15 protein-coding genes and 1 pseudogene are annotated in these 19,717 nt (G+C 53.6%); 5 read left to right on the top strand and 11 right to left on the bottom strand.

Features of this window, described 5'->3' with window-relative positions; genetic code table 11:
• Window positions 1-37: 37 nt before the first annotated feature.
• The 5 genes and pseudogenes from NST44_RS06845 to NST44_RS06825 form a co-directional block, all read right to left on the bottom strand.
• Window positions 38-1,323: pseudogene (locus NST44_RS06845) on the bottom strand (alpha-L-fucosidase).
• Between the two features lie 66 nt (window positions 1,324-1,389).
• Window positions 1,390-2,775 carry an alpha-L-fucosidase gene (locus tag NST44_RS06840; protein WP_210094047.1) on the bottom strand — a complete coding sequence of 462 codons (1,386 nt, stop codon included), beginning with the start codon at window positions 2,773-2,775 and terminating at the stop codon, window positions 1,390-1,392.
• Between the two features lie 181 nt (window positions 2,776-2,956).
• A complete protein-coding gene (locus NST44_RS06835) occupies window positions 2,957-4,567 on the bottom strand; it encodes an extracellular solute-binding protein (RefSeq protein ID WP_007128912.1) in 1,611 nt (536 codons plus the stop codon).
• 41 nt (window positions 4,568-4,608) lie between these two features.
• Window positions 4,609-5,517 carry a carbohydrate ABC transporter permease gene (locus tag NST44_RS06830; protein ID WP_007128913.1) on the bottom strand — a complete coding sequence of 303 codons (909 nt, stop codon included), beginning with the start codon at window positions 5,515-5,517 and terminating at the stop codon, window positions 4,609-4,611.
• Between the two features lie 15 nt (window positions 5,518-5,532).
• Complete coding sequence (locus tag NST44_RS06825) at window positions 5,533-6,504, bottom strand: ABC transporter permease (protein WP_007128914.1); 972 nt, start codon at window positions 6,502-6,504, stop codon at window positions 5,533-5,535.
• 500 nt (window positions 6,505-7,004) lie between these two features.
• On the opposite strand from NST44_RS06825, the gene NST44_RS06820 reads away from it, so the two are divergent.
• Complete coding sequence (locus NST44_RS06820; RefSeq protein WP_340898487.1) at window positions 7,005-8,045, top strand: glycoside hydrolase family 18 protein; 1,041 nt, start codon at window positions 7,005-7,007, stop codon at window positions 8,043-8,045.
• 426 nt (window positions 8,046-8,471) lie between these two features.
• Here the strand turns inward: NST44_RS06820 and NST44_RS06815 are convergent, their stop codons facing one another.
• Together NST44_RS06815 and NST44_RS06810 are read right to left on the bottom strand one after the other, a co-directional pair.
• Entirely contained in the window at window positions 8,472-8,690 is a 219-nt protein-coding gene (locus NST44_RS06815) for a DUF378 domain-containing protein (RefSeq protein WP_007128916.1), read from the bottom strand.
• 362 nt (window positions 8,691-9,052) lie between these two features.
• Entirely contained in the window at window positions 9,053-9,940 is an 888-nt protein-coding gene (locus NST44_RS06810) for a LysR family transcriptional regulator (protein WP_340898484.1), read from the bottom strand.
• A 161-nt stretch (window positions 9,941-10,101) separates the two neighbouring features.
• Between NST44_RS06810 and NST44_RS06805 the strand changes: the two genes are divergently transcribed.
• Both NST44_RS06805 and NST44_RS06800 read left to right on the top strand, forming a co-directional pair.
• Complete coding sequence (locus NST44_RS06805) at window positions 10,102-11,148, top strand: YeiH family protein (RefSeq protein ID WP_340898483.1); 1,047 nt, start codon at window positions 10,102-10,104, stop codon at window positions 11,146-11,148.
• A 355-nt stretch (window positions 11,149-11,503) separates the two neighbouring features.
• On the top strand, window positions 11,504-12,970 hold the full coding sequence (locus NST44_RS06800) for an alpha-amylase (protein WP_340898482.1): 1,467 nt from the start codon (window positions 11,504-11,506) through the stop codon (window positions 12,968-12,970).
• Window positions 12,971-13,141: 171 nt separating this feature from the next.
• Here the strand turns inward: NST44_RS06800 and NST44_RS06795 are convergent, their stop codons facing one another.
• Both NST44_RS06795 and NST44_RS06790 read right to left on the bottom strand, forming a co-directional pair.
• Window positions 13,142-14,041: an ABC transporter permease subunit gene (locus tag NST44_RS06795; protein ID WP_007128920.1), complete on the bottom strand. Its 900-nt coding sequence runs from the start codon at window positions 14,039-14,041 to the stop codon at window positions 13,142-13,144.
• A 24-nt stretch (window positions 14,042-14,065) separates the two neighbouring features.
• Complete coding sequence (locus NST44_RS06790; protein ID WP_007128921.1) at window positions 14,066-14,974, bottom strand: ABC transporter permease subunit; 909 nt, start codon at window positions 14,972-14,974, stop codon at window positions 14,066-14,068.
• Between the two features lie 296 nt (window positions 14,975-15,270).
• On the opposite strand from NST44_RS06790, the gene NST44_RS06785 reads away from it, so the two are divergent.
• On the top strand, window positions 15,271-15,753 hold the full coding sequence (locus NST44_RS06785) for a glutathione peroxidase (RefSeq protein WP_007128922.1): 483 nt from the start codon (window positions 15,271-15,273) through the stop codon (window positions 15,751-15,753).
• 271 nt (window positions 15,754-16,024) lie between these two features.
• On the opposite strand, the gene NST44_RS06780 is transcribed toward NST44_RS06785, so the two are convergent.
• A complete protein-coding gene (locus NST44_RS06780) occupies window positions 16,025-17,998 on the bottom strand; it encodes a glycoside hydrolase family 127 protein (RefSeq protein WP_340898480.1) in 1,974 nt (657 codons plus the stop codon).
• Window positions 17,999-18,063: 65 nt separating this feature from the next.
• On the opposite strand from NST44_RS06780, the gene NST44_RS06775 reads away from it, so the two are divergent.
• Window positions 18,064-18,954, top strand: coding sequence for a helix-turn-helix domain-containing protein (locus tag NST44_RS06775; protein WP_244869256.1), 891 nt, complete (start codon window positions 18,064-18,066; stop codon window positions 18,952-18,954).
• 298 nt (window positions 18,955-19,252) lie between these two features.
• Here NST44_RS06775 and NST44_RS06770 read toward each other — a convergent pair whose 3' ends face one another.
• A complete protein-coding gene (locus tag NST44_RS06770; RefSeq protein WP_028404052.1) occupies window positions 19,253-19,654 on the bottom strand; it encodes a VOC family protein in 402 nt (133 codons plus the stop codon).
• Window positions 19,655-19,717: the final 63 nt, after the last annotated feature.

Raw genomic sequence — 19,717 nt, 5'->3', positions numbered from 1 at the left:
GCGCCGGCTGCATAACCCGCGCCCTCCCGGCGATTGTTTAGTTATGGGTGACAACGGCTCCGGAGCCGCCGTACATCTCCAGCTCTTCGTCAAACTCAAGTTTCAGCACCGTTACCTGTTCATGAGCATCTTCGGAGTCATATGGATCCAGGTCGTTCCCGGAATGTTGAACCATGGCACCCCGCCATGAATTTCGTGGGTCAGCTCCTTGCCCGAATGCAGCACCGTAATCCTCTTGATCGGGTTGCAAAGACCTTTCAGGCATACATTCTCCTTCGGATCGTCATAGACGAACAGGTACAGCGTCTTGCGGTCTTTCGAAATGGTGCTTCCCCCTAGATAATAACGGGTCATGATGCCTTCCCCGGTTCCGAATACGGCCTCTTCATGCGTCCGGATCCAGTCGCCCAGACCGAGCAGAATGTCCTCCTGCCGCTTGTCGATCGTGCCGTCTTCCCGCGGGCCGATATCGAGCAGCATATTGCCGCCCATCGAAATGCAATCGCAGAACATCCGAATGATCTGATTCAGCGATTTGTACTTGTGATCCGTCGGCACGTAGCCCCAGGATGTATTGATGGTCGTGCAGAATTCCCACGGCCCCTCCGGCCTCGTGATCGGAATGCCCTGCTCCGGCGTCTTGTAATCGCCATGCCCCTGAAGCCTTGAATTGATGATCAGATCCGGATTAAAGGACTTTAAATAATCCTTGAATGCCGGCAGGTTCCACTGCTCGGCGCTGCGCTCCCAGTCCCCGTCGAACCACAGCAGGTCCACCTTCCCGTAATTCGTCAGAATCTCGCGCAGCTGCTGATTGTTAAATTGAAGGAACCTCTGCCATCTCTCCTCATCCTGAACGCCGTCCACCGGGCTAGAGAATCGGTTGACGCTCCCGAGGTCTTCCGGAACGCGGCCTCCTTCATACACGCTCGGATAGTCCGGATGCGACCAGTCGATCAGCGAAAAATACATCCCGAGCCGAAGCCCCCGCTTCGTCACCGCTTCGGCATATTCCTTGATAATATCCCGCTTCGCAGGCGTCCGCTTGACCACATTCAAGTCGCTGTACTGCGTATCCCACAATGCAACGCCGTCATGGTGCTTTGTCGTCAGCACCGCATATTTCGCGCCGGATTTCTCGATCAGATCCGCCCAAGCCTCGGCATCGAATTTCGATGCCGTAAAGCCGTCCAGCTGTTTCATATACTCCTCATAGCTGATCCTTCCGTTATAGAAGGACCAGGATTCGGAGACCCCGTCCACCGCGTAGATGCCGTAGTGGATAAAGATCCCCAGCTTCGCCTCCTCAAACCATGGCTGCATATCGTCCGCACCTTTCCCCGATGTACTTGTAGCTTTCTTAAGCTTCCCGAGCTGTCGGCCTATCCCTTAACGGATCCGGAACACATGAGCGATCGGCGCCGCCCCATGCAGCTCCCTCTCCGGCAGCCGTACCGCGATTCCGTTCTCCGTCCGGCGGTAATCCAGCACCTCCTGGCCGCCGATCAGGTCGATACGGCTCGGCTCTGTCTGAAGCGGAAGATGCACTTCCCCGGCAACCTCCTCCTGCTCGTCCTTGTACAGATAGAAGGCGTACGTTGTGTCCCCTTTTTGAGTAAAATGCACGTTCTGGACGGAATACGGCTCGCAGGTCCGCGTGCCATAGATAGCATCGCCGTATACCTTCAGCCATTCGCCCATGCCCCTCATCCGTGAGATCGCCGTCTCCGGCAGCCTTCCGTCCGGCTGGGGCCCGATGTTGAGCGCCAGATTGCCGCCCTTGGCCACGATCTCCACGAGCAGATGGATCAGCTGGCGCACCGATTTATAACGGTCCTCATACCGGAAGGAGAACGACGTTCCCATCGTGATGCAGCTCTCCCAAGGAACGTGCAGGGCACGCTCAGGCAGCGTCTGCTCCGGCGTAATGAGATTCTCGTAAGGTCCGCCGACCGTCCGGTCCGCCGACAGAAGCCACGGCTGAATCTCGCGCGCTTTCTCCACGACCTCGCCCAGCCGGATGTTCTGATCCCGATAATCATTCACCCAGCCGGCGTCAAGCCACAGCACGTCAATCCGGCCATACCTTGTCATGAGCTCCATGATTTGCTGATGCGTAAACTGGACGAATTGCTCCCATAACCAAGGGTATTCCTTCGGATTATAGCTAGGCCCCCGCGACGTGAAGCTGCCGGCTTCCATGCCGGGCGCCCAGTAGTAAGGCGTATGCCAATCGGCTTTGGAGAAGTAGGCGGAGATGCCAAGCCCCCTTGCCCGGAACGCATCGAACAGGTTCTTGGTGATATCGGCGTATTTATGCCGATGAAACGGACAATCCGTGCCCGTGATCCGGTAGTCGGTCGTATGGGTATCCCACATGCAGAAGCCGTCATGATGCTTCGTCGTAAAATTCAAATACTTGAAGCCGTTATCGGCGGCCAGGTCCGCCCACAGGTCCGGCTGGAAGCGCAGCGGATTGAACGTTTTATTCAAGTCAAAATACTGCCGCTTGAGCTCCTCCGCGTCGATGTCCCAGTCAATTCCGTCACGCGACCATTCCGCATCCTTATCGCTAAGCGCCCAGGATTCAACGAGCCCCAGCTGGGAATAAGGGCCCCAGTGCATCATGAGCCCCAGCTTCTGGTCCTTAAACCATTCAAGACGCTCCAGCAGCAGCGGATCCTCCGGCTTGACCCATTTGTCTTCACTGCTGTAATTGTGGACGCCTGCCTCCACGACCGGCTGCTCTTCTTCGATCAGCTTGTTCTCCGACATGTTAATACCTCCGAGTAGGTTGATTGTTCGTCACCGGGCGATTCGCTTCGGGCGGTCCGCAAGCCGCTCGCCGGTTTCGCTGCATTCCTCATTCATCCGTTTAAAAATAAGAGCCAACCCCCGGTCTGAAAGCCTAGACCGGGATATGTTGGCCTTTTGTTGTTCTTGTTATAGATCTGTATTATTTATTGGTGTTCCAGCGGTCGTAAGCGCCTTGGTACAGCTCGACGATGCGGTCGCCGCCCATCTTCTTAACCTGCGCTACATACTTATCCCAATTTTCAAGCGGCTCTTGGCCCGTGATGAACTTCGCTTCCATCTGCTTGACGTAAGTGTCCAGATCGGACATCAACGCCGTAGCCTCGCTTTGCTCCTCATTGGTCAAATACACGTTAGGGAATGGAGCTTTGCCGATCGGCACCAGCTTCTCTTGGTTTTGCTGATCGATCCACTCATCAAATTCGGTACGCAGCCCTTTCGCCACTTCAGGATCGTTGATGCCCGGCGTCAGAATGCCGTAGTTTGGCGTGATTTTACCGCGGTATTCCTCACGGTCGCCGCCATCCGGAACAGGAAGCCATTCTTTCACGCGGTTCTCTTTATCCTTGAACTTCCAGAGCACGCCTTCAGGTCCTTGATTGAACAGCGTCGAACCTTCATAGCTGTAGAGGTAGTCGATCCAGCGCATGGTCGCTTCAGGGGCAGGGTTCTTGCTGGAAATGGCGAACGTGCCGCGTGCCGACATGCCCGGATGCTTGCCGTATACCGGAGATCCTTCGATTTCGCTCTTCACCGGCGTCATGAGCGGATGCTCGGTGCTAGGCTCGCCACCCAGGGTGAAGTACGGATGATAGTCGTTGAATAATGCGAGCTGATTGTTTTCGCCTTTGGCTTTTTTCTGGTCTGCCGTCTGGGAGAAGGTTTCGTGATCCAGCAGCTCTTCCTTCCATAGACGGTTCATGAATGTCAGGTAGCCCTTATAGCCTTCTTCTTGGAAAGGATAATGCACCTTTCCTTCCTTGTCGGCATAGATGCCTTCGTTGTACATGCCCCAGAAGCCGAAGAAGTACATCCGCAGGTCATCCAGCTTGACGGAAGTCAGCGGAATCTCGTCCTTCTTGCCGTTGCCGTTCGGATCCTCTTCCTTCACGCGCTTCAGGAACGTATACAGCTCTTCGGTCGTTTTCGGCTCGCTGACATTGAGCGCCTTTAGGAACTTGCCGTTATACCACATCGGTCCGCGGTACCATACCGCTGCGGTATCGATAAACGGCAGTGCATACATATGGCCGTCCGGTGTCGTAAATGATTTGCGCACATCCGGATGCGCATCCAGAACCTTCTTGATGTTCGGGGCATAGCCTTCATCAATGTATTTCTCAAGCGGAATCAGGATGCCTTGACTGCCGTAAGTTACCTGCTCAGCCGGCTTCAAATCCGCAGCGTAAAACATATCCGGGAGATCACCGCTTGCAAACACCAGGTTCTTCTTCGTCTCGAAGCTGTCGATCGGCGAGAGCTGATACTCCAGCTTGATGTTCGTCAATTTCTCCATCTCTTGCAGGACAGGCATCGTCTTCCAGTCCGCCACCCCGGCATCCTGGGACATGACCGTCAGCGTAATCGGCTCATCGACGATCGGGAAGCCTTCCTTCTTGACCTCCGTGCTGCTGGACGTTCCGGAAGGTGCGGCAGAACCGCCGTCTCCCTTAGGCGAACCACAGGCTGCAAGCATGGCTGCCGACAAGGTAAGACAGAGTAAAACGGATGATGCCTTACGAAGCTTCTTCATAACAACAACTCCCCTTTTTTGGTGTAGATTATGGTTTAAGATCAGCCCTTTACAGAACCAATCATAACACCCTGCACAAAGTAACGCTGAAGGAATGGGTAGATGACAATAACTGGCACCGTCGCGACGATGATGACGGCATATTTGACCAGTGCGGCGATTTCGGCCTTCGAGTTCATGGCGGCAGCCGATGAAATGTCGATGGCTCCTCCGCCTTGGGCCGCCATCTCCTGCAGAACCAGAATTTGGCGCAGGAAGAGCTGCAGCGGATACTTCGCCGCATCGTTCAGATAGATCATGGCGCTGAAATAGCTGTTCCAGTGCCCGACGCCATAGAAGAGCGCCATGACGGCGATGATTGGCATCGACAGCGGCAGCACGATTTTGATGAACAACCGGAAATTCGTACATCCGTCGATATGAGCGGCTTCCTGCAGCTCCTTCGGAATGGTCGACTGGAAGAACGTCCGTGCAACGATAATGTTCCAGATCGAAGCGGCTCCCGGCAAAATGAGCGCCCACATGCTGTTGATCATGCCGAGATCCTTGACGAGCAGGTAGCTCGGAACGAGGCCCCCGCCGAAAAACATCGTGACCAAGAACATCGCCATGAAGAATCCACGGCCTACAAAGTCGCTCCGGCTGAGCGCGTAAGCGGCCGGCAGCGTGACAAGCAGGTTGACCGCCGTTCCGATCACGGTATAAATAATGGTGTTCTTGTAGCCGATCCAGATATTCTGGTTCTCGAACACCCGAGCATAGCCCTCGAAGGTAATTCCTTTAGGGAACAGCCACATTTCGCCCGAGGCGACGGCCTTCGGATCGCTGATCGATGCGCTGACGATATACAGCAGCGGGTACAGAACAATGACCAACGCGATCGTTAAGTACAGATAGTTGCAAAATAGAAACAGTTTATCTCCGTTGCTTTCTTTAACTCCGGATGCCATGCGTAATTCCTCCTTCTACCACAGACTGTTTTCGCTGGTGCGCCGCGCAATTTGGTTGACCGTGAGCAGCAGAATCGCATTGACCACGGAGTTGAACAAGCCGACGGCTGTTGAGAAGCTGTACTGCGCATCCACCAAACCGGAGCGATAAACGAAGGTCGAGATGACATCGGACGACTCCATATTAAGCGGGTTCTGGAGAAGCAGGATTTTCTCGAAGCCGACGCCCAGGATGCTTCCCATATTCAAAATCAGCAATATCGTAATGGTCGGAACGATCGCCGGAAGATTGATGTGCAGAATCCGCTTGAACCGGCTGGCACCGTCGACGACGGCAGCCTCATGCAGCTGCGGGTCCACGCCCGACAAGGCTGCCAGGTAGATGATCGTTCCCCAGCCCGTGCTCTGCCAAACCCCGGACAGCACGTACACCGTCTTAAACCAGGCAGGGTCGGTCAAAAATTGGGGCGGTGTGAATCCAAGAAACTCCACCAGATTGACAATCATGCCCGTCGAAGGCGTCAAGAAGGTAATAATCATACCGGACATGACGACCACCGAAATAAAATGCGGTGCATAAGTTACCGTCTGTACCGTCCGTTTGAAGAACGAGTCCCTCACCTCATTAAAGGCAAGCGCCAGAATGATCGGCAGCGGGAATCCTATAGCAAGCTCGTACAAGCTGATGCTCAGCGTGTTCCAGAGCAGGTCCCAGAAATAATAAGAATTAAAGAAGCGAACGAAGTGGTCGAATCCGACCCACGGGCTTCCCGTTATCCCTAATGTCGGGATGAAGTTTTTAAAGGCGATTTGTATCCCGTACATCGGCCCGTAATGGAATATCAGAAAGTACAGAAATGCGGGGGCGATAAACAGGTACAGCTCCCAGTTTCGGACCATCCTCCTCCATAAGGTATTTTTCTTGCGGCTTGCCGTTGTGTTAACCGATATGCTCTGCGACAGGGCGGTGTGGCCATCTTGCTGCATCGGTTTCTCCCTCCTCTTCTAATGGAAATCCGGTCAATTTAAGAGGTTGTTCAAAAAGCCGCCTTCTGATCTCGAAGCCAATCAAAGTGCTGATAAACCGACTTTTTGAACGCTCGCTTTAAGGATAAGCACCCCTGTTCAAATGTAAGGAAAGAGGTTCCTTGAGCACACTTCCTCATCTGCGGGTTTGCCGCACCGGAAAATGTTAACGCTTACATCCCAAGTGTATGGACTGCGTACCGATCCGTAAATATGTCATTTTCAATGGTCGTTGTAAGCGGCTACAATCGTTGATCCTACGCGGTTTTGGTCGTTTTTGCGCAGCTTGTCATTGTCATTTCGGCCAAGGAAAACATGTTGATTTTGACCGCAGCCAACGCTTTGGCATACTGTGCAAACGATTCGCGCTGTCTTGACAGATGCTGGATAGGAACGCTAAGCTTCAAAAAAACAGCCGTATCGCAAATCTCACATATTTTATTGAAACGAGGTTGAAACTCATGACGGAATCCCCTTGGATTTTAGCCGGATATGCGGGACGCAAGGTTCTCTCCGAGGTTACGGCAGAGGACGCGCTGCGACTCACCCATCTGAATGTAGCTTTTGCCCACATCCGGGAAGGCACCATTTCGTACCCCCATCCGGAGACTGCCGATGAAATCCGCCGGCTGAAATCGGTTAACCCTAAGCTTCAGGTTCTGCTGTCGGTCGGCGGCTGGAGCTCCAGCGGCTTCTCCGAGGCAGCCGCCTCGCCGGATGCACGAACACGCCTATGCGAATCGGCAAATGAAATTTTGGAGAACTTCCCCTTTGACGGAATCGACCTGGACTGGGAGTACCCTTGCTACTCCGTTGCGGGCACCTCCGCTTCGCCTGACGACAAGCGGAATTTCACGCTGCTGCTTCAGGCGCTCAGAGAGTCTCTGGACCGGTTCGGGCGGGAGAAGCACCGCCGCTATATGCTGACCATTGCCGCAGGAGCCGATCAGTATTATATAGATGGAACCGAGATCGACCTCATCCACCCCTTTCTGGATTTCATACAGCTGATGACCTACGACATGCGCGGCGGCTTCCAGACATACACCGGGCACCATGCGAATCTGTATACGTCCACCGGCGATCTGTTCCGGATCAGTGCGGACGCCTCGGTCCGATTATTCACCGCGGCGGGGGTGCCGCGCGAGAAAATCGTCATCGGAGCTGCCTTCTATTCGAGACGATGGAACAACGTGCCGAACGTAAACAACGGATATCTCCAGGTCGCTCCGGCCGCAGGCGGTTACGGTCCGACTTATACGGAGCTTGCGGCTCAATATTTGAACAATCCCGCCTTCACACGGCATTGGGACGACGAGGCGAAGGCCCCTTACCTGTTCGACGGCAGCAGCTTCATCAGCTACGATGATCCCGAGTCGTTAACGCATAAATGCCATTACGTAAAGGAGCAGCGGCTTGCAGGGATCATGTTCTGGGAATACAGCTGCGATGCGACACACAGCCTGCTGGATGCGATGCATAAGGCGCTCGCTCTTGAATGATCGCCCTCTCTCAAAGCCCCCTTTCTCTAAATGGATTGTCTTCAGTTACGGCCTGCCTTCTCTTATTTGGAGAAGCAGGCTGTTCTTCGTTCGTGTGATTACACAGATGCAGAATGTTTAGTTGTGTAATGTTTTGTAACACCAAATTGCCATCTGTTCAAATCTGTGCTTGTTGCTTGTTTTCATTCTAGGGGACCCCCCTCTTCGCGTAAATATGTCGTTTTAATCGAAATGAAATGCTGAAATCCCCTTGATACAACTAGGTTCATTCCGCATGATATGTTGATTTTGTCCTGTACGTCCAAATCCATGCACAAGGTTTACATCACCGTTCACACATAAAAAAGCCGCTCCCTTTTGTTGGGGCGGCCTTTAAACAATCCACTTTCTATCACGGATATTACGTTTTATGTTATATAAATTAACTCATTTTGCTGTTCTTCGATCATCATTGGTGACGTCACCGAAGAATCGGATCGAGTACAGCGCACACAGTCCCACAATCGTGTAAACGATCCGCGAGCCTGCAGAGCTCTGTCCGCCGAACAATGCGGCGACCAGATCGTATTGAAACAAGCCGACCAGCAGCCAGTTGATGCCGCCAATGATCAGCAGCAAGAGCGCAATGGTATTCCACGTTCTCATCGTCTTCCCCCCTTATATGAACCGAATGTTGATGAACATCTTGAATCGCATGCTATATAAGATGAACGATTGAACGGGATGCAGGGCAAGTGCGCTAAAATTCTCCTGCAAATCGCTGCTGCTCCGATCTCATTCTTTTGGTTCATTCTATATAGTTCTAGTAGTTTTAGTATCTAGTTTTAACCTTTTCTTGGCATTGTAATCATCCAAGCGCAAAAAAACATCCTCCGTAAAGAAGGATGCTGCGATATCCTGCGATATTAGGATGTTGCAATGAAGGTCACTCTTTGGATTTTTGCAAAATCCTCATGTAAATGACTTATTGATTTTCGCGATCGATGGAAGAACCGCTTACGTATATTTTAGTACATTCCCTGTCTGCTCCTAAGCAGCTCGAGAAATACTTCCACGGCTTTCGTATGATAGGGAGTCTTCTGTGAAATGAGGGAGAAGCGGCGAATCACGGGCCTCCCGTTCGGCTTCAGCATATGGAGGGTGCCGAGCTGAAGCTCCTTGCGAACCACAAATCGTGACAGCAGCGTGACGCCTAAGCCTGCTTCGACTGATTCCTTGATCAGCTGTGTGCTGCCGAATTCAACCACATGCCGGGGATGAAAGCCGCTAGCAGCGAACATTCGCTCCGTCGCCTCGCGGGTGCCTGAGCCCTGCTCGCGCAAGATCCACGTCTCCGTTTGAAGCTCCGCCAGCGGGATTTCAGACCACGGGTCATAGCGCTGCCCGCGCGGAACGACAACGACCATTTCGTCCTCGGCGAACGCCTCAATATGCAGCCGCTCGTCCTGATAATCTCCCTCGACGATACCGACATCCGCCTCGTGCCGCAGGATCATTTCCGCCACTTCGGCCGTGTTTCCGATGGTGATGGTAGGACGGATTAACGGATACTGCTGTCTCAAGGAAGCGATCATACGGGGGAGCAGATACTCGCCGAAGGTATAGCTGGATCCGATCGACAAATCGCCGCTTGCCCGATGCATCACATCATCCACAAGGGTGTTCATGCGCGTATATAACCCCAGGATCTCCTTCGCGTGATGATATACGATCTCTCCCGCTTTATTCAGTCGAACATATTTATTGCTCCGATCCAGCAGCCGCGTCCCCAGGGAACGCTCCAATGCCCGGATATATTGACTTACCGCAGGCTGCGTCATAAGCAGCTCCTCCGCTGCCCGGGTAAAGTTCCCTTTCTCAACGACGGTCACAAATACCTCTAACGCCTGATCCATTTCCTCGCCCTCTTCCTCCCTATACATTCGTTTATGTTGGACAGCTCCATATTATCATAATCAAATACTTATCATTACTATCATTATGATTTATTTTTCTTATTTAATAAAGTGGGATACGATAGGTTCAGACCAACCGAACAAACCGGAGGTTATGACTTATGGCTGAACCTGCGCATTCCCAATCGCAAGCCGCCAAGACCGGCCCTGCAGTAGCCCCGAAGACCCCGTCGATGACGGCTGTCATCGGCGGCATCGCATTTACGCTGGCCATCGCCCTCATCGGCTTAGCGCTCGCAAACCTTCCAGGTCTTCGCTATCTCGGCCAGTTGGCTTGGGCGATCCTGATTGCCGCCGTGTACCGCCAGATTCGCGGCTATCCGGAGGCGCTGCGGCCCGGAATCCAATTTACGGCCAAGCGGCTTCTTCGTCTGGCCATTATATTGTATGGGTTAAAGCTGAATATCGGCATCGTATGGCAACAAGGCCTTGGGCTCATGCTGAGGGATGTCATCAGCGTTGTGTTTGCCATCGCCGTGACACTGCTCATCGCCAAGCGGCTTAAGGCGGATATGTCCCTGTCCCTGCTGCTTGGAATTGGAACAGGCGTATGCGGGGCGGCTGCCATTGCAGCCGTATCGCCCATCGTGCAAGCCAAGGAAAAGGATACCGCGCTTGGGGCAGGGATGATTGCCTTTGTCGGTACGATTGCTGCCATTCTCTATACCTTGATACAGCCGTCACTGCCCTTATCCGATGCCCAGTTCGGAATCTGGTCGGGCGTAAGCCTTCACGAAATCGCTCATGTAGCGCTTGCGGGAGCATCCGCCGGCGAGGAAGCCTTGACGCTCGCCCTGCTCGCCAAGCTTGGCCGTGTTTTCCTGCTCCTGCCCCTGAGCGTCGTCCTGGTGCTCTGGATGAAGCGAACGCATCCGAATGAAAGCAAGGCCAGACCGGAGTTTCCCTGGTTTCTCATAGGCTTTATGGCAGCAAGCATGCTGGGCAGTTGGGAATATACCGGACAGCCGATTATTCCCCTTCCGCTCAAGGATGCGTTGTCGCAAATCGCCTCCTTTCTGCTGGCGATGGCGATGGTAGGCCTCGGATTGAATGTTCATGTCAAAGATTTGCGCAGAGCCTGGAGACCGCTGCTGGCCATGGCCATAGCGACGATCCTGTTGGTCCTGCTGACTTACATGTTGGTTTGAATACACCTGCTCCCGCTGTCTGGGAAGGCAATGTCTGCCGGCGGAAGCAGGTGGAATCCGTAGGCTGCGCCGCCGGAATCGTCAGGAACACCGGCAAATTTCGAGCGTTTTGGAGAGTCTGGAAATCCTCGCGCCCCATGACCCGTGCGGCCCCGTTATCATCCGGGGCCGCACGTTTTTTTATACGCACATTCGTTGTGTCTCGCCGTTTTGCTCGTCTGTTCCATGCCATATTCGGGAACAATTGAACTGTGGTTTAACACGGTATGCTCCCCGGGTATGGTTATGGATATGGATAGCTATACCCTGTATGACATAAACGCAAGCCATCTTTACAGAGGAGATGAACGCAAGAATGCAGCGAAATCATACGATGATGCAATTTTTCGAATGGCATGTCGCCCCTGACGGAAAGCATTGGAAACGTCTGAAGGAAGCGGCGCCCGAGCTCAGCAAGGCGGGCGTCGATACGGTATGGATCCCACCGGTGACCAAAGCGCTATCGGCCGAAGATAACGGCTACGGTGCGTATGATCTGTACGATCTGGGGGAGTTTGATCAAAAGGGCACCGTACGTACGAAATACGGCATGAAGCAGGAATTGATCGATGCCATCGCGGCCTGCCACAAGTACGGGATCGCCGTCTATGTGGATCTCGTGATGAATCATAAGGCCGGAGCGGACGAAACCGAGCGATTCCATGTGGTGCAGGTCGATGAAATGGACCGGACCAAGGAAATATCGAAGCCCTTCGAGATTGAGGGCTGGACGAAATTCACGTTCCCTGGCCGGGGCGGCAAGTACTCCTCTTTCCAGTGGAATTTTCATCATTTCAACGGGACCGACTACGATGCGGGTAGAAAGCGCGCCGGCATATACCGCATTCTCGGCGAGAACAAATCGTGGAACGAGAAGGTGGACCATGAATTCGGCAACTATGACTATCTGATGTTCGCCAATATCGATTACAGCCATCCCGAGGTCCGCAAAGAGATGATCGGATGGGGTCAGTGGCTCGTCGATACCCTGCAATGCAGCGGCTTCCGGCTGGACGCGATCAAGCATATCAACCATGATTTCATCAAGGAATTTGCAACAGCCATGAAGAAGAAACGAGGAGACGACTTCTACATCGTCGGGGAGTTTTGGAATCCGGAGCTTCAGGCGTGCCGAAGCTTCCTTGATCGGGTAGATTACAAGATCGATCTGTTTGACGTATCGCTCCACTATAAGCTTCATGCTGCGGCCAAAGGCGGGCGTTCCTTCGACCTGCGGACGATCTTCGACGATACGCTGGTGCAATCCCATCCAATGAATGCCGTTACGTTCGTCGACAATCATGACTCCCAGCCCCACGAATCACTGGAATCCTGGGTGGAGGACTGGTTCAAGCAGAGCGCTTATGCCTTGATCCTGCTTCGGAAGGACGGCTACCCCGTCGTCTTCTACGGTGATTATTACGGCATCGGCGGGGAGCATTCACTTCCGGGCAAGAAGGAATCCATCGACCCGCTCCTGTATGCCCGGGCTCACCTCGCGTATGGCGAGCAGGATGATTATTTCGACCATCCCAACACGATCGGCTGGGTTCGAAGGGGGCTGCCGGAAGCCAAGCACTCCGGATGTGCGGTCGTTATGGCAAACGGGGACCCCGGCGAAAAACGCATGTATGTCGGCACCCACCGCGCTGGTGAAGAGTGGATGGATCTGACTGGCAACCGGGATGAGCGTGTTACGATCGGGAGCGACGGCTTTGGCGTCTTTCCTGTACACGGCGGCAGCGTATCGGTATGGGCACGGAATACGGACCATCAAAATTGAAGGGCTCCTAACGCGACTCTCCTTGATTGGTTCGGATGATGCACAACAAAAAAACCGGAAGCATTGAATTCGCATATCGCCATGCATCGATTGCAGGCATTTAGGCGAATCATGATCGACTTCCGGTTTTTTTCTCGTAATTGAAGCTCGGCCAGCACGCTCTTAAAGCCTCTAGCCTCTCACCTGGAAACGGCGGCGCAGGCCTTCTGCGAGCAGATTAAATGTCACAATGGCAATCATCATCGCACACGCAGGATAGAATACATATTCAAATTTGCCGAGGAATATATCCGTGCGGTGTCTGGCCAGAATGGTCGCCCAGTTCAGCCCTGTCTCAACGAATTCCATCGTATAATAATCGACTTCCTTCCACTCATGCCCCAGAAAAATGTTTACAATCGCAAGCTGGCCGAGAAGGAGCAAAACCTTGCCCATGTCGAGACAGAAATTGACGATCATCTCCGGAAACATGATGGGAACGTAATAGTTCTTTGTCAGCGTTCTGGTACGGAGCCCCAGTGCGGTGCTCGCTTCCATGTACGGCTCCCTGGACATTTTATAAGCCTGCTCCTGAACGGTGACGGCCACACGTCCGACCTCCACGCTAGCCAGGATCAGAATAGCCCAGGCCAGCCGATGCTGGGCAAACAGGAGGAACGGAAGCGCCAGCAGCAGCGCCGATGCGAATACCGGCGGCATATAGGAGAACAGCTGATTCCAAAACGTGATCAGCCGGTGGCAAAACCCTGTTTTCCTACGGGCCATGATCCCCAGCGGAATCGCGATGATGTACCTGACGGCCGCTATGGCCAGGACAAACAGGATCGTTTCCTTCGCGCCGACAACCAATCGGCTCAGATTATCGACCCCTTCCTTGTCCGTGCCGAGCAGGTTTTTGGACGATGGTTTAAAGGCAGGCAGCACGAGCTTCTCTTCACCGTTCTTCATGACCCACCGGGATCGCTCTTTGCTCAAATCCGCGTCGATAAACGGAAGATGGGGGCCGACGAACGCTACAAACACCAAGAAAGCAAGCAATGTGCCTCCGAGCCATAGAGGGATATTTTTCAAGTCCGGCTACCTCCATTCATTTCTTTATCTAGGATCGAAATATTTGCGGGCTGAATGACTAATCCACTGCACGACCAGGAAGAGCAGCATGAAGAAAAAAGCGATGCCGATAATGACGCCCGGTTCATATTCGGGACCCGTACCCGTGTAGGGGTTGAAATCCAGCGCCTGGAACAGCCTCCAGGCTGCGCCCGGATAGTTCCGGTAATACTCGACCACCAGCAAATTCGATAGAATGAATACGAGCAGACCCGGAAGATGCGTCAAGATCGCCGCGATGCCGTTGCGGAGCATGTGCTTGTACACCACGGCCCTGTCGCTGAGCCCCTTGGCCTTTGCCAACAGGATGTACATCTTTCCTTCCTGGGCAAGAAGCGAAGCGGAGGTCACTCTGGCGATAAAAAAGATGGGATAGATCGAGACCAGAAGCGCGGGCAGCGCGAACGCCTCCCAGCCTTCCACGGCAAAATAGCGGACGGCCGGCACATGCTTGACCAGAAACCACTGCACAAACAGCATGAGGAAAAAATCAGGTATGGACTGGAACAGCCATGTTGTCCAATGGCCGAGCACATTGAATTTCGTCTTGGACAGCTTGTAGTCTGCAACCCCTTTCAAAATCCCGACGACAAACCCGATTAAAAGCGCCGAGACGATGACCAGCAGGCTCATACCGACGGCGACCAATGCCGCTGCCTCTGCCGTCTGCCCCTTATATCGCGACGGTCCGAGGCTTCCGTGCTCGATGATCTGGCGGAAGAAATCACCTATATATGTAAGGTACCGGTTCATGTCGAATGAGGGATCCGCTACAACCTTATGACCATCCAATGAAATATTGATGTCTCGGGGAATCAGGACGATCAGGACAATGAAGCTAAAGGCCAGCAGGCTGATGATCGTCGATTTGAGCATTTGCGTTTTCAAATTCATATCGGCCTCCTAAGTGTCCTCGTAATACGGAAATTCATTCATATGCTTAATTGGTTATTCTACTACTACCATAATTCTCCTAGTTTAGTCCAGTAAAAAATTACATATTTTTACTCTCTTATATGTTGCTAAACTTGCGATGGAGGTGTATTGCCTGCAGCAATGTTGAACGGTAATCAGCGTCGACGCTCGGACGACAAGCCATAACGCGACCGGTACTGCAAAGAAGTTGCAATGCTTCCCGATAGCATATAATCTGGTTGCATAACCCAAGTGCGATGAAGGAGGTTTACCGGATGACCATTTATGATTACGAGGTAACGACAATCACCGGCGAACGCGAGAAGCTCGAGAAATATCGGGGTCATGTGCTGTTAATCGTAAATACGGCGACCAAATGCGGATTCGCTCCTCAATTCAGCGGGCTGGAGAAGCTGCATCAAACGTACCGCGACCAGGGACTGGCCGTGCTCGGCTTCCCCAGCAGCCAGTTTATGAACCAGGAGCTCGAGGACAATGCATCGATCGAGGAAGCGTGCAAATTGAATCACGGGGTGACCTTCCCCCTTTTCGCCAAAATCGATGTAAACGGCACCGATGCCCATCCGCTGTATAAGCATCTGACCCAACAAGCACCAGGCGTGCTCGGCAGTAAATCCATCAAATGGAACTTCACCAAATTCCTTGTGGACCGGGAGGGGAAGGTCGTCAAGCGGTTCGCCCCCGCCGATGCGCCCGAGAAAATCGAAGAGCATATCAAGAAGCTTTTACAGGCGTAGACTAGGGGAATAGCAGAAAAATGCAGCAGACCTCCTTGAATCTCTCCCTGAACCGATAAAAGTTATACTTTTCTATGACTGAAAAAAAGACGCCTCCCGAAGGGCAGCATAAATGCCTCTTCGGGTGACGCCCTATTGCTATGGGATTTACTGTTCCATTAACCGTTTCCGCACGCTCCATGGTTGTCGTCCAAGCGTTGACGCTGATCATCGTGCAGCAGTCATCATTACACCGCGCGCCGGGCTCGGGCCTGCCAGACGAATCCGGCATTTACACCAGGCTCGCTTCTTCCCGGATCCACACGGCCATCTCGTTCTCCCCGCGATTCCCCCACAGATAATACGGAATTGCCTTTAATGTGGCCGATTTCGCCTGCCGCGGCGCTGCCCGGTACAATTCTCCGTTCCAGGACTCCGCCTCTTCCCGCCAGCCGGCTCCTTCGATGACAACGGCGCCTCCCGGCAAATCCGCCTCGAATCGCGACGTTAATTTCGGATCAGCCGCCAGGGTAACGGCCGAGATTGGCGCGCCATTATCGACGCTCTCCCAGCAGTATACAAGCGGTCCCCGCTGAATGGCCGCTTTGCCGGCATTCGCACGAACCAGCGGATGGGCTCTTACCTGAAGAATGTCGAGCGAGAGCGCAAGCTCCAGCGTATCGCCCGAAGCCCAGGCTCGGGTAATGTACGCATAGCCTTCCCGGATCAAGCCTGTCGCCTTCAGCTCCTCTCCATTCACACGGATGACGACTCGGCCTCGGCACCACCCCGGGATGCGCAGTGCCAGTGTCCATTCCGCCGTCTGCGGCGATTCAATGGTAAACGTGACGTTCCCGCTCCACGGAAGCTCGCTGGTCTGCTTGACCTTTACGGCGTTTCCGCGAAGGGACACCGCTGCCTCACCGCCGATGTAAAGATGGGCAAACAACGTATCCTCATTCGAGGTATATACGTATTCGCCGAGTGAGGTCAGCAGTCTCGCCACATTCGGCGGACAGCAGGCGCATGCGAACCATCCCGGCCGGACCGGCTTCACATGATGCTTGCCCGGATCGTGACGGCAGGCATCCGGCCACACCTCGAGTGGATTCACGTAGAAGAAATGGGTCCCGTCCTGCGCCATGCTGCCGATTACCGTATTGTACAGCGCCCGTTCCATCACGTCCGCAAACTCGGATTTCGGCGACAGCTCCAGCATCCGCCGGGCGAAGAAGATCAGTCCAATCGAAGCGCAGGTCTCCGCATAGACGGTATCGTTCGGAAGATCGTAATCGATTGTAAACGCCTCGCCGTGGTGGGTCGAGCCGATCCCCCCGGTAATGTACATTTGTTTATGGACGATGTTGTCCCACAGATTCTCGCATGCCTCCATTAGCGATGCATCTCCGGTGCGGGCGGCCAAATCGGCCATGGCAGTATACATATAGACGGCACGCACCGAGTGGCCCACCGCCACCTTCTGCTCCCTGACCGGCAGATGGCTCTGATGATATGAAAGATGGGGAGCTCCGGATACCGAAGCATAGAAGGAGCTTTTTCCGCGCTGTTCCCACTCTTGATGGAAAAAATGCGGCTCCCTCCCCCGCTCGTCGATAAAGTATTGGGCTAGCCGCAAATACTTCTCCTCATGGGTAACCTCATATAATTTCACAAGCGCCAGCTCAATCTCCTGGTGACCGTCAAAGCCATGGATTTTGCCCTCTTCCGGTCCGAATACCGTATCGATATAATCGGCGAACCGGCAGGCCACATCCAGCAGCTTCCGTTTGCCGGTTGCACAGTAGTGGGCAACCGCAGCTTCGATCAGATGCCCGGCGCAGTACAGCTCATGGCAGTCCGTTAGGTTGGTCCAGCGTTTAGTTGGCTCTTTTACCGTAAAATACGTATTCAAATAGCCGTCCGGCTGCTGGGCATCGGCAATCAGGTCAATCAGCTCGTCCACCTGCTGCTCCAGCTTCGGGTCAGGGTGAATGGCCAGGGAATAGGCCGCAGCCTCCAGCCATTTGGCCACATCGCTGTCCTGAAATACCATGCCTTTATATTCACCCTGCTCCCTGCCGGCGGCGATGCGGAAGTTGGCGACCGCGTGACTCGGCTCCACCCCCGGAATCCGGTCATGAAGCGCCTCGTATTGATAAGGGATGACCACTTCCCTTACCAGCCGGATATAGCGGGACCAGAAGGGATCGTTCAGCTTGACCTGTTGAAGCGGCACCGCAGCGGATCGTTCCGTTACAACTTTCATCGGATAATCACTCCTTGGGATCGTATTGTTGCCTCGACACCTCCCATTCTACGTTTTATGATAGGATGAAAGCGATAAAGGATATGACCCAGTTTTTTATACGATTTCACACATGCATTGAGGTGATTGAGCTGGCCGATTCGAATATTCTATCCATTCCATCCCTGCCCCCGCCCTACTACCTTGAATCCGGTTCAACCTTGTATGCCGCAGGGGATCAGCACCCGAATCGGAGAAATCTTGGCGTATATGATCTCATCCTCGTGCGAAGCGGCTGTCTGTACCTCGGCGAGGAGGAGGAGCAGTGGGAGCTGCACGCGGGAGATCTGGTCATCCTGCTGCCGGATGCCTATCACTATGCGGTGCAGGCATGCAGGGAGGAGACTTATTTTTACTGGCTGCATTTTCAAGCGGCAGCGGATAGTCCCACACATTCAGGCAGCATTTCACACAGCATATTCCTGCCGAAGCTGGCTCATGTCCCATACCCGGATCAAGCCTATCAGCTGTTCGAATCGCTCCACCTCCTCGCGACGGAGCCGCGCTCCATTGCCTTATGGAGGGAGCAGTCGCTGTTTATCGAGCTCATGCAGCTGCTGGACCAGTCAAGGGCCGGGCAGGAGCAATCCCGTGCACGCAAGGTGGCCGAACAAATCGAATCGTTCATCAAAATGCATTACCGGGAACCGATCAGCAATGGCCGTCTATCCGAGAGTCTTCATTTTCACTACAATTACCTGACGCGCTGCATGAAGGAATCCCACGGGGTGACGCCGTCCGAATACCTGCTGCAGTATCGCCTGGATCAAGCGAAAAGGCTGCTGCTGACCACCCGTTGGCCCGTGTCCCGCATCGCCGAGCATGTCGGCTTCCAGTACCCTCCCTATTTCACGCGCCGATTCTCGGCACGCTTTGGCATATCCCCGTTGCAATACAGGAAGCAGTATACCGAATAGGGGGGATAGCTGCTCGATGTGAGATTGGATTTACATATTGGATGAGCCATTGAATTGCAAGTGGGGCACGTACGTAAAATGGTCCTTCGGTCGCCATCATCCTCTATAAATCACACTAAAAAACCGCCCGGGCTAAGCGCCCGGGCGGTTCTGTGGCATTCAAATCACATGAAGGTTCCTATGGAAAGGCCAAGCCTGGGGCTAAAATGCCTACGTCGCATGTCAACACATCTGGCGGCTTTGAGGCTGCAAAGAATTGCGGAAAGAAGCTCCTTCTCGCACAAGCTTAGAGGCAATATTAAGCTTCAGCCGGAAGATCCAGCTGCCACGATACGCCGAACTTGTCCACGATCCAGCCGAATTTGCGGCTAAAGCCGTAATTGCCCAGCGGCATCAACGGTCCTCCGCCGTCCAGCAATAGGCTATACAGCCGATCGATCTCCTCGTCCGAATCGCAGGTCAGATAGATGGAGAACGAAGGCGTGAACGTAAAGTCATGCTTCACGTTGCTGTCGATGCACATGAAGGGCTGTCCCTTCAAGGTAAAGACGGCGTGCATGACGCTTCCTTCTTCTCCCGGCTGTCCGGGACCGTACCGCGTGATGCTCGTGATCTCCGAATCCTCAATCAAGGACGTATAGAACGTCATCGCTTCCTCCGCATTCCCTTGAAACATCAAAAACGGCGTCGCTTTGTTCATCATTCAAACCCCTCTTCTTATCGAATGGATAACATCGGTTAAAGCAGCTGGCGGTCTTTTCAA

Origin of the sequence: Paenibacillus sp. FSL W8-0919 (assembly GCF_038003785.1) — a bacterium.
In the GTDB taxonomy this organism is placed as follows: Bacteria; Bacillota; Bacilli; order Paenibacillales; family Paenibacillaceae; genus Paenibacillus_AQ; species Paenibacillus_AQ lactis.
This window is presented reverse-complemented; position numbering and strand designations above follow the sequence as displayed.